Source organism: Streptococcus sp. SCPM-O-B-15294 (M123), from assembly GCF_058200455.1.
On the sequence record NZ_JBYQGU010000005.1, the window covers coordinates 132,635 to 141,946 of the forward strand.

Genomic DNA, 9,312 nt, shown 5'->3' on the forward strand with positions numbered 1-9,312 from the left:
CAAAACTGACTGTCAACCTTTGCTGTTCTTCTATGAACGTTTGCTGGTATCGGGGATACCAAGGAGGAATCATATGTCTAAAGTAGCTATTGTCACAGGTGCAGGTCAAGGGATCGGTTTTGCGATTGCAAAACGATTGGTACAAGATGGCTTCAAGGTCGGAGTCTTAGACTACAATGCTGAGACAGCAGAAAAAGCAGTAGCTGAGTTATCAGCAGAGAATGCTTTTGCGGTCGTTGCTGATGTCTCCAAACAAGCTGAAGTGGCTGCAGCTTTCCAAAAAGTTGTGGATCATTTCGGAGATTTAAATGTTGTCGTTAACAACGCTGGTGTTGCTCCAACTACACCACTTGATACGATTACAGAAGAACAATTTGAACGCACTTTTGCCATCAACGTTGGTGGTGTCATCTGGGGTGCTCAAGCTGCACAAGCTCAATTCAAGGCGCTTGGCCATGGCGGAAAAATCATCAATGCAACTTCACAAGCAGGTGTTGTAGGTAACCCTAACTTGACTGTCTATGGTGGTACTAAGTTTGCAGTTCGTGGTATCACTCAAACTTTGGCACGTGACTTGGCTGATTCAGGTATTACTGTCAATGCGTATGCACCTGGTATCGTTAAGACTCCAATGATGTATGATATCGCTCATGAAGTTGGTAAGAACGCTGGTAAAGATGACGAATGGGGTATGCAAACTTTCGCTAAAGATATTACCCTTAAACGTTTGTCCGAACCCGAAGATGTCGCTGCAGCGGTTAGCTTCCTTGCTGGTCCTGATTCAAACTACATTACAGGACAAACCATCATCGTGGATGGTGGGATGCAATTCCATTAACATTCAAATAGGGGTTGGGATTTTTTCCACCTCTTTTCTTATGTGCACCTTATTCCTCTCGTTCGCTTTTTTTGAAAAATTAGGGTAGAATAGAAGTCGTATTTTAAAAAGAATAGATCAATAGTGATAGAGGTGAATTCTCTTCTATCCATCAAAACGAAAAGAGGTGACCATATGTGGAAATGGATCAAACGACTCATCGGACTGACCTTCCTCCTAGTTATTGTCTTAGCAGTTTTCTTGATACCAGCAAAGGTTTCGACTCAAGAGCAATTTAAAAATGTAACAGTGAATACTTCGCTGGTAGATCTGGCTCAAGAAGGCTTCTCTACAGCAGACGTGACTGCTTCTGGCCTGCAAACAGAGCTTCAACTGAATTCTCCTCAATTGCGCCAAGTTATTAAATCCATGGCAGGGGAAATGACAGATGAAACTCTCCTCAATACAGCAGTTGCTATGAATGGAGAGTATATCAATGTTCAGGTTCCGATTGAACTGGGACCGGTGGAAACCATGGTGAGCATGGACTTTTCAGCTAGTGTGACGGATCAACAATTGACCTTGAACCTAGAACGGGCCCGTCTTGGACATCTGCCGATTCCACGTAGCTTGGTTGCTTCAAAGATTGCTGAAAAAGTTAACCAAGAGGGCACAGGAGCTACTATGATAGGGAATCAAATCCAATTGACCATGCCGACAAGTGGCTACCGAATCCATTCTGCGAAGGTCGAAAAAGGGAACATGGTATTACAGATTATTGTTCCAATTTCCTATTAAGCATCAACCATTGGTTTCTGATGAGGCTGATGGTTTTTCTAATTGACAAAGAAATGAAAAAAGAGTAAGGTAGAACAAGAAAACGATTTCAAATACAGGGAGATTTAGGATGCCGTTATATGAATTTTGTGCAGAGAACATAACACTGTTAGAGAAGGCTTTTCAAGCAGGAGCGCGTCGTGTAGAATTATGTGATAACTTAGCGGTTGGAGGTACGACTCCAAGCTATGGTGTGATCAAAGAGGCTGTGAAGCTTGCTAAAGATTATCAGGCAAAGGTCATCGTTATGATTCGTCCACGAGGTGGAGATTTTGTATACTCTGAGCAAGAGCTAGACATAATGTTAGAAGACTGGAAAATTGCCCGTGACCTGGGTGTTGATGGCTTGGCGGTAGGTGTCTTGACTGCTGACAATCAGCTGGATAAAGACGCTATGCTTTGTTTCATCCAAGCTAGCCAAGGATATGAATTGACCATGCATATGGCATTTGATCAGATTCCTCTAGAAGATCAAGCGTCGACGATCGAGTGGATGAAGGAAGTGGGCGTGACCCGACTATTAACAAGAGCCGGCAGTCCAGAAACAGACTTAGAACAACGTTTAGCGCGCTACGAAGAGTATGCTAAGTTAGCGGATGGCCAGGTAGAAATCTTGGCAGGTGGCGGTGTCTCCTTGAAGAATCGTCAGCTTTTCCTTGACGTTCCAGGAGTGGATCAGGTCCATGGAACTCGTGTTGTCTTTTAAATACATATGAGTTGAGGAAGAAATCTCAGCTCTTTTTTCTTGTTTTTTGGTATACTGGAGGGAAAGGAGTAGAACGTGTTTTTACCAGATTATTTTGAGAAGTATAGTATAGATAAAGAAAAAGCCCTGGCTTATGGGTTTTCAGAGCAGGGAGAGGCCTATCACTATGAGCAACTAATCCTCGATGGAGACTTCACACTCTATGTGACTGTCCAAAGTAAGCAAGTGCATTTTTGGCTAGTGGATCAGGAGACAGGCGACGACTATGTGCAGCTTCATATGGACCAGATGGTTGGTCAATATGTTGGCCAAGTCAGAGAAGCTTGCCAGCAGGCCTTAGAGGATATCAGAAGCTCCTGTTTTGCTGTCAAAGATTTTTTGTATCCTCAGACCAAGCGCTTGGTGGATTGGATCAGCCGGCAATATGACCGTCCTATCGAATACCTCTGGGACCGTTCTCCGGACTCGGGCGTCTTCCGTCATCAAAAGGATCTCAAATGGTTTGGCGTCTTGATGAAGATAGACTGGTCCAAGCTAGATGCGAGGCAGGAAGGGAAGATTGAGGTCTTAAATCTTAAACAGGATCATGTCAGCCAACTCTTAGAAGAACCCCATTTCTATCCGGCTTATCATATGAACAAGAAGTACTGGATCAGCATTCCCTTGGATGGTCGAGTGGAGGATGATCTTCTCTTTGAGCTTGTGGCTAAGAGCTGGGCCCTGACTAAGAAGTAAGGGTTTAACCCAATTGATTTGTGAAAGTGAATAAAACATAAAAAAAGAATGTTGAGGGTCAACATTCTTTTTTTTATTAGAGAATTTCCTGTCCTTATTGCTCTTTGGTCAATGAGAAGTGGAAATCTCTGTAATTGCTATAGTCAAATTCTGTATTGATATCTGTTGTGAAGGCTATCGGAGTATAATGACCTTCCTCAAGGATAAATCCTGGTTTGAAGCGGAAATTTGCTACTCCTAAACCAGTAATACCAGGAAGAAGAGCATCTGCGCCATTAAGACCTTCTGACTCCCAGTAATAGACATTACCAGATGCTTGAATAGCTCTTGCAGTATAGGTGGCTGTGCGGGTTGGTTCACTATCATTTTTAAAGCTAACGACAGTTGTAATATCTCCATTAGCTTCAATAGTCATTTTGATGCTATCCGCCTGAGGGCTAGATCCTACCCAAGTGCCGACAAGTGCTGCAGGAACAACTGCTTGATCAGTTGAAGATGTATCTTCTGCCTTGTTCGGTTCAGTTGAAGCTGACGGGTTACTTGCCTGACTTGAAGGAGTAGTATTTTCTTTTGCTTGAGAAGAAGAAACTGTAGCTTTTTTATTTAAGCTAGCTTTTGGTTTTTTCTCAACTTTTGAGCTAGAAGCTTTTTCGGATGAGGAAGTTGTTTTATCTTTTGAGCCACACCCTCCCAAAGCAAGTCCAAGTGATGCAGCCACAAGAGAGGCTGCAGTCCAACGAATCAAAGATCGTTTCATAATATCACCTCTTTATCTTTCTGACTTAGATTATACTCCTATTGTTACAGATGTCAAGTGATTTTTGTAATAAATGTAATATTTTCGTAACATAGTTTTGTATATAAAATTACTCAAGAAATAGAAGGGTGGGATTGAATCATAGATAAGCGATAATTTGGGGTAAAACCTCTTCCAGTTTGTCCTGATTGATACGGGCAAAGGCATAGGGACAGCTTTGAATATAGGCAGATTCGAAGAAGTGGAGAGGGAGACCGCTATGTTTCAGTCGAGCGACCGAAGGGACCTGTCTTAAATCTAGTAAGACTCCTCCAATGACCGGCCATACAGGGACGGATAGGGAATGTTGCTGGAGTAGGGAAGAAGCTTGCTCTTTTTGGATGAATTGCTGTTGGTGCAGAAGCTCTTTGTTTTTTGCAAACATGCCATTATCAATATAGAGGCTCAAGGCCTTCTGCATGACCAAGTTACTTTCGTAGTCGAGTGTACCCTTGAGTTTTAAGACAGGGGCAAGAAGAGCTTGGGGCAGGACCATAGAAGTGATGCGGAGGGCAGAAAAGAGGCTGGTAGAAAAGGACTTGATGTAGATGACCCGGTCAGATGCATCCAGATAATGAAAGCTAGGAGAAAAATGTGGATCATAATCTCCCAAGTAATCGTCCTCGACAATATAGACATCATAGAGTTCTGCTAAGGCCAAAATCTGTTCCTTCTCTTGTTTGCTATAACTATGTCCCAGAGGATAATGGTAGCGGGGAATGGTATAGAAAAATTTGATCCTGCCACTTTTGAAAATGGCTTCCAATTGCTCAAAGTCAATTCCTTGAGGCAAGCGATTGATGCTTTGATAAGGTAAGTCTTGCTCCTGAATTAATTTATTGATGCGGTAATAGGTTGGTTGCTCTACTAGGATTTCTTCTTTTTGGTTTGGGAAGGCGACCTGGCTTAGGAGGTAGAGGGCTTGCTGGGTTCCTGAGGTGATAACGATTTGTTGCTCCTGGGTATAAATCGCATCTTCTCGCAGGAGAGAAGCAATAGATTGACGGAGATCGACAAGACCTTCTTGTTTTTCATAGTAGTTGAAGAGGTAATTATCACGACCGACAAGGGTTTCGTTGATACAAGTCCGAAAGTCTTCAAAGGCCTGGAAGCGATCTTCCTTGAGGCGAAGAGGCAGGTCGGTATGCTTTCCAGTCTCTTCCTCCAGGACATAATAGCCGCTTTGGGGCTTAGCATAGATATAGTTCTTGTAGCTGAGCTCGAGCAGGGCCCGTTGGACGGTATCCTTACTGCAGGCATACTGACTGGCTAGTTGGCGAACGGAAGGCAGGCGGTCTCCAGTTTTTAGGATCCCCTGGTCAATCTGGTTTTTCAATGTAGTAAAAATCTTTTGGTATTTGGTTGTCATAACTGTCCCCGTACAATTTTTCTTTATTGTAGTCAATTGGGTGTAAAAAAGCAACTAAAAAGTGACTCCCTATAAGAGAGTCACTGTCTTACATGACATACACAATCGCGATATATTGGAGAGCAGAAGCGGCTAAGATGAAGAGGTGCCAAATCATATGGAAATAAGGTTTCTTTTTGGCGTAAAATCCAGCTCCAACTGTATAACACAGGCCACCCATCAGCATCAAACCCCAGAAGGTTGGACTTGTTTGGCTGATGATCTGTGGGATAATGAAAATCACCAACCATCCCATAATCAAATAGAGGGCCAAGCTGAATTTTTCATTTACCTTCTTAGCAAAAATCTTGTAGAGTATCCCAAAGATAGTCGTCCCCCATTGAATCAGGATAATGGCATAGCCGAACCAGTTGTTCATGAGAGAAAGAACGACGGGTGTATAGCTACCTGCAATGGCAATATAAATCATGGAGTGATCGATAATGCGAAGGACATACTTTTGAGGTGAGTCATAGGCCATGGCATGGTAAATTGTCGATGAGAGAAACATGAGAAAGAGACTGATGACAAAAATCGAGGTCCCGACAGCTGCTAAAGTCCCATGTGTTTCATAACTATAGATAGCAGAAGTTGGAATGAGAAAGAGCATCAAAACAGCCCCGACTGCATGGGTGACACTATTTGCGATTTCTTCTCCAAAGGATAATCGTTTACTTAATTTACTAGCATAATTCACTTTTATTTTTCCTCCTCAGAATGAACATGGATATAGGATAGGGTTTCTTGGTAGAGCAAAACGGTACGACAGGCAGATCCGATAATGGGTGCTAAAGGTTCTTTCTCTTCATGGAGAAAGTCCACAAAACTATTGTAGAGGTCTGCGGAGTTGGCTTGACTCTGCAAGAGGTTCAAGGTAGCCGCGATCTCTTGAATCGAAAAAACCGTCTTTAAGGTTGTAATAGCAATGAGACGGGCAACCTGCTGTCGCTTGTATTTCTTCTTATCTGGTTTTGGCAGGTAGCCGTGTTTAACGTAATTATTGACCATGGAAGCTGTCAAGCCCTTGTCTGTTTCTGAGATAAAAGGCGCACAAACCTTATTGACATAGAGGAGGACTTGGTCCAAATAAAGATCAATATCAGGAATTTCTTCCCACTTGGGATAACTGTAGTTGAATAAAATAGTTATTACCTCTTTGTTATCTAGTTTTAATAACTAGATGATAACATGATGGTAATTTTATGTCAAGCGAAAATGAAATATGGTACAATAAATCTATGAAACTATTAATTCCAACTGCAAAAGAAATGAATCTGGATACCCCAGAAAAAACGGGTTATCCTGTATCAAATGAGACACAAGCGGTCATCGATGCCTTAGCTTCATTATCTCTAGAAGAGTTAGCCTCACTTTATAAGATTACTGAAGAGCGGGCAAGTGAAGAAGAGCAACGAATCCGAGCGCTCAAGTCGGGTACAGCTAAGACCTATCCAGCTTTGAATCTCTTCGACGGTCTCATGTACCGGAATATCCGCCGTACGGACTGGACGGAAGCAGAAGCGGCTTATGTGCAAGACCATCTCTTGATCACCTCAGCTCTTTATGGGGTGATTCCGGCCCTTACTCCGATTGCTCCCCATCGTTTGGACTTTCTCATGAAGCTTAAGGTCCAGGGGAAATCCTTAAAGACTTTTTGGAAGGCTAGCTATGATCAAGCTCTTCAGGAGGAAGATCTAATTATTTCTTTGCTTTCCAGTGAGTTTGAAACCGTCTTTTCTAAGGAGATTCAAGATCGGATGGTGACTTTTAAATTCCTTGAAGAGAAGAATGGGCTGTTGAAGGTTCACTCAACCATTTCAAAGAAAGCGCGTGGGGCTTTTGTGACAGCTTTATTAGAGAAGCAGATTACAAAGGTAGAAGAGATGAAGCAGCTAACCTTTAGTGGCTTTGCATACCAGTCTGACTTATCAACTGAAAAACAATTAGTCTTTGTGAAATATGAGTAAAATAGAAGGTACTAGTCAACAGAGACTAGTACTTTTTTTCAAGAATCAAAAAACGTGTTCATAGCTGGCAACTGTAGTTAGTTGGCTATGAACACGACTAATTGAATGGTTAGAATTTAGTGGGAGCCCTTTAATTTTTTCAGAAGAGTTTGAAGTTGTTTTTGCTCTTCTTCGCTAAAGACACCCATGACTTTTTGAACATTACGTATATGATCAGGAAGAACTTCGATAATTTTTTTACGGCCCTTTTCTGTCAAAGAAACGATACAAGCACGACGGTCATCTGGATCGATTTCGCGCTTGATCCATCCATCACGCACCATATTTCGAATCACGACGGTCATATTTCCAGAGGTCGCTAAAATACTGTCAATCAGGTTCTGGATACGGAGATCCCCCTTACTGTACAAGGTTTCCAAAACGGAAAACTGAGTAGGGGTCAACTGATGATCCTTAAAGACATGAGACTCTGCTGCACGAAAAGTCCGTTCCGCCTTGTGAAAGACAATCATGGTTTTTAATTCTGTTTGGGCTTCTTCAAATAGTTTTTCTAAATTCTTCATACTATCATTTTAGCAATAAATAGTATTAGACGCTATTAAGCCTTAATATCAAATAGATTACAGGCGGGTGACAAGATAATGGATTTATCAACAGAAGAAAAAATGACTGTTAACTTTAGTGTCAAATTATTTTTTTGTCGAATAGTAAGGAGTAGTAAAGTTTCTTTGAATCCTTAGTAAAATCTTGCTCCAAGTCTAATCTATGGTGTATAATATAGGTATTGTAGACAGTTTCTGGTAGAGTCTAAGTCTAAATTGGTTCGTCTGGAACTAGTCCCAGATAGAAAGTAGGTAAGGTATGAAAATTTCTGATCGTGTATTAAAGATGGAAGAAAGTGTCACCCTGGCAAGTGATGCCAAAGCAAAAAAATTAAAGGCAGAAGGAAAAGATATTCTCTTTCTAACCTTGGGCCAGCCTGATTTTCACACTCCTGAGAATATTCAAGATGCTGCAGTAGAAGCCATTCGGGATGGGCGGGCTTCCTTTTATACGGTTGCTTCCGGCCTGCCAGCATTAAAGGCTGCCGTCAATACCTATTTCGAACGCTATTATGGATATTCAGTATCACCAAACCAAGTCACTTTTGCGACTGGAGCGAAGTTCTCGCTCTATACCTTCTTTATGGCTGTGCTCAATCCAGGTGATGAGGTCATTATCCCGACACCGTACTGGGTCAGCTATGGGGACCAGGTCCTAATGGCGGAAGGGGTTCCTGTCTATGTCAAGGGGCACCAAGTCAATGATTTTAAAGTTTCCGTTGAACAATTGGAAGAAGCTCGGTCGGAAAAGACGAAGGTTTTGGTCTTGAATTCTCCATCTAACCCGACAGGTATGATTTATAGCAAGGAAGAACTCTTAGCCATTGGAAATTGGGCTGTTGAGCATGATATCCTCATCCTTGCAGATGATATCTATGGTCGCCTGGTCTATAACGGGAATGAGTTCGTTCCAATCTCAAGCTTATCCGAAGCCATTCGCAAACAAACCGTTGTCATCAACGGGGTTTCCAAAGCCTATGCCATGACTGGTTGGCGGGTTGGTTATGCGGTGGGTGACCCAGAAATCATTGCAGCCATGAGTAAGCTAACCGGTCAGACAACTTCCAATCTGACAGCTGTTTCTCAGTATGCTACGATTGAAGCCTTGACAGGTCCACAAGACTCAGTAGAGGTGATGCGTCAAGCCTTTGAGGAGCGCTTGAACACCATTTATCCTCTTTTGTGCGAAGTTCCAGGTTTTGATGTCATCAAGCCACAGGGAGCTTTCTATCTCTTCCCAAATGTCAAAAAAGCCATGGAGATGAAAGGTTATACGGATGTGACAGAGTTTGCAACTGCCATCCTGGAAGAAGTGGGAGTTGCCCTCATCACAGGTGCTGGATTTGGAGCTCCAGAGAATGTCCGTCTTAGCTATGCGACTGACTCGGAGACCCTGAAGGAAGCTGTTCGCCGCTTGCATCAATTTATGGAAAATTAAAAATTA

At 42.5% G+C, this 9,312-nt stretch carries 11 protein-coding genes; 6 read left to right on the forward strand and 5 right to left on the reverse strand.

All coding sequences use genetic code 11. The annotated features are described in order from the left end of the window. Positions 1–73: 73 nt before the first annotated feature. The 4 genes from AC3E8G_RS05170 to AC3E8G_RS05185 all read left to right on the forward strand — a co-directional run bounded on the left by AC3E8G_RS05170 (position 74) and on the right by AC3E8G_RS05185 (position 3,095). Positions 74–838, forward strand: a complete 765-nt coding sequence (locus AC3E8G_RS05170; protein ID WP_023023545.1) for a (S)-acetoin forming diacetyl reductase — start codon at positions 74–76, stop codon at positions 836–838. A gap of 174 nt (positions 839–1,012) precedes the next feature. Next, positions 1,013–1,615 (forward strand): hypothetical protein, encoded by a 603-nt coding sequence (locus tag AC3E8G_RS05175; protein ID WP_129822000.1) that lies wholly within the window; start codon positions 1,013–1,015, stop codon positions 1,613–1,615. Positions 1,616–1,724: 109 nt separating this feature from the next. After that, positions 1,725–2,360 carry a copper homeostasis protein CutC gene (locus tag AC3E8G_RS05180; RefSeq protein ID WP_490677181.1) on the forward strand — a complete coding sequence of 212 codons (636 nt, stop codon included), beginning with the start codon at positions 1,725–1,727 and terminating at the stop codon, positions 2,358–2,360. A 75-nt stretch (positions 2,361–2,435) separates the two neighbouring features. Beyond that, positions 2,436–3,095: an MmcQ/YjbR family DNA-binding protein gene (locus AC3E8G_RS05185; RefSeq protein ID WP_490677182.1), complete on the forward strand. Its 660-nt coding sequence runs from the start codon at positions 2,436–2,438 to the stop codon at positions 3,093–3,095. Positions 3,096–3,189: 94 nt separating this feature from the next. Here AC3E8G_RS05185 and AC3E8G_RS05190 read toward each other — a convergent pair whose 3' ends face one another. The 4 genes from AC3E8G_RS05190 to AC3E8G_RS05205 all read right to left on the reverse strand — a co-directional run bounded on the left by AC3E8G_RS05190 (position 3,190) and on the right by AC3E8G_RS05205 (position 6,442). Next, positions 3,190–3,852, reverse strand: coding sequence for a hypothetical protein (locus tag AC3E8G_RS05190; RefSeq protein ID WP_023023430.1), 663 nt, complete (start codon positions 3,850–3,852; stop codon positions 3,190–3,192). 139 nt (positions 3,853–3,991) lie between these two features. Beyond that, positions 3,992–5,260, reverse strand: a complete 1,269-nt coding sequence (locus tag AC3E8G_RS05195) for an aminotransferase-like domain-containing protein (protein ID WP_414285875.1) — start codon at positions 5,258–5,260, stop codon at positions 3,992–3,994. Between the two features lie 88 nt (positions 5,261–5,348). Further along, positions 5,349–5,996, reverse strand: a complete 648-nt coding sequence (trhA, locus tag AC3E8G_RS05200) for a PAQR family membrane homeostasis protein TrhA (RefSeq protein WP_023026889.1) — start codon at positions 5,994–5,996, stop codon at positions 5,349–5,351. Between the two features lie 2 nt (positions 5,997–5,998). Then, entirely contained in the window at positions 5,999–6,442 is a 444-nt protein-coding gene (locus AC3E8G_RS05205; RefSeq protein WP_042361110.1) for a DUF1836 domain-containing protein, read from the reverse strand. 95 nt (positions 6,443–6,537) lie between these two features. On the opposite strand from AC3E8G_RS05205, the gene yaaA reads away from it, so the two are divergent. Continuing rightward, positions 6,538–7,266, forward strand: a complete 729-nt coding sequence (gene yaaA / locus AC3E8G_RS05210) for a peroxide stress protein YaaA (protein WP_023026887.1) — start codon at positions 6,538–6,540, stop codon at positions 7,264–7,266. Between the two features lie 116 nt (positions 7,267–7,382). Here the strand turns inward: yaaA and AC3E8G_RS05215 are convergent, their stop codons facing one another. Next, positions 7,383–7,829, reverse strand: coding sequence for a MarR family winged helix-turn-helix transcriptional regulator (locus AC3E8G_RS05215; protein WP_023026886.1), 447 nt, complete (start codon positions 7,827–7,829; stop codon positions 7,383–7,385). A 298-nt stretch (positions 7,830–8,127) separates the two neighbouring features. On the opposite strand from AC3E8G_RS05215, the gene AC3E8G_RS05220 reads away from it, so the two are divergent. Beyond that, positions 8,128–9,306 carry a pyridoxal phosphate-dependent aminotransferase gene (locus AC3E8G_RS05220; protein WP_120701871.1) on the forward strand — a complete coding sequence of 393 codons (1,179 nt, stop codon included), beginning with the start codon at positions 8,128–8,130 and terminating at the stop codon, positions 9,304–9,306. Positions 9,307–9,312: the final 6 nt, after the last annotated feature.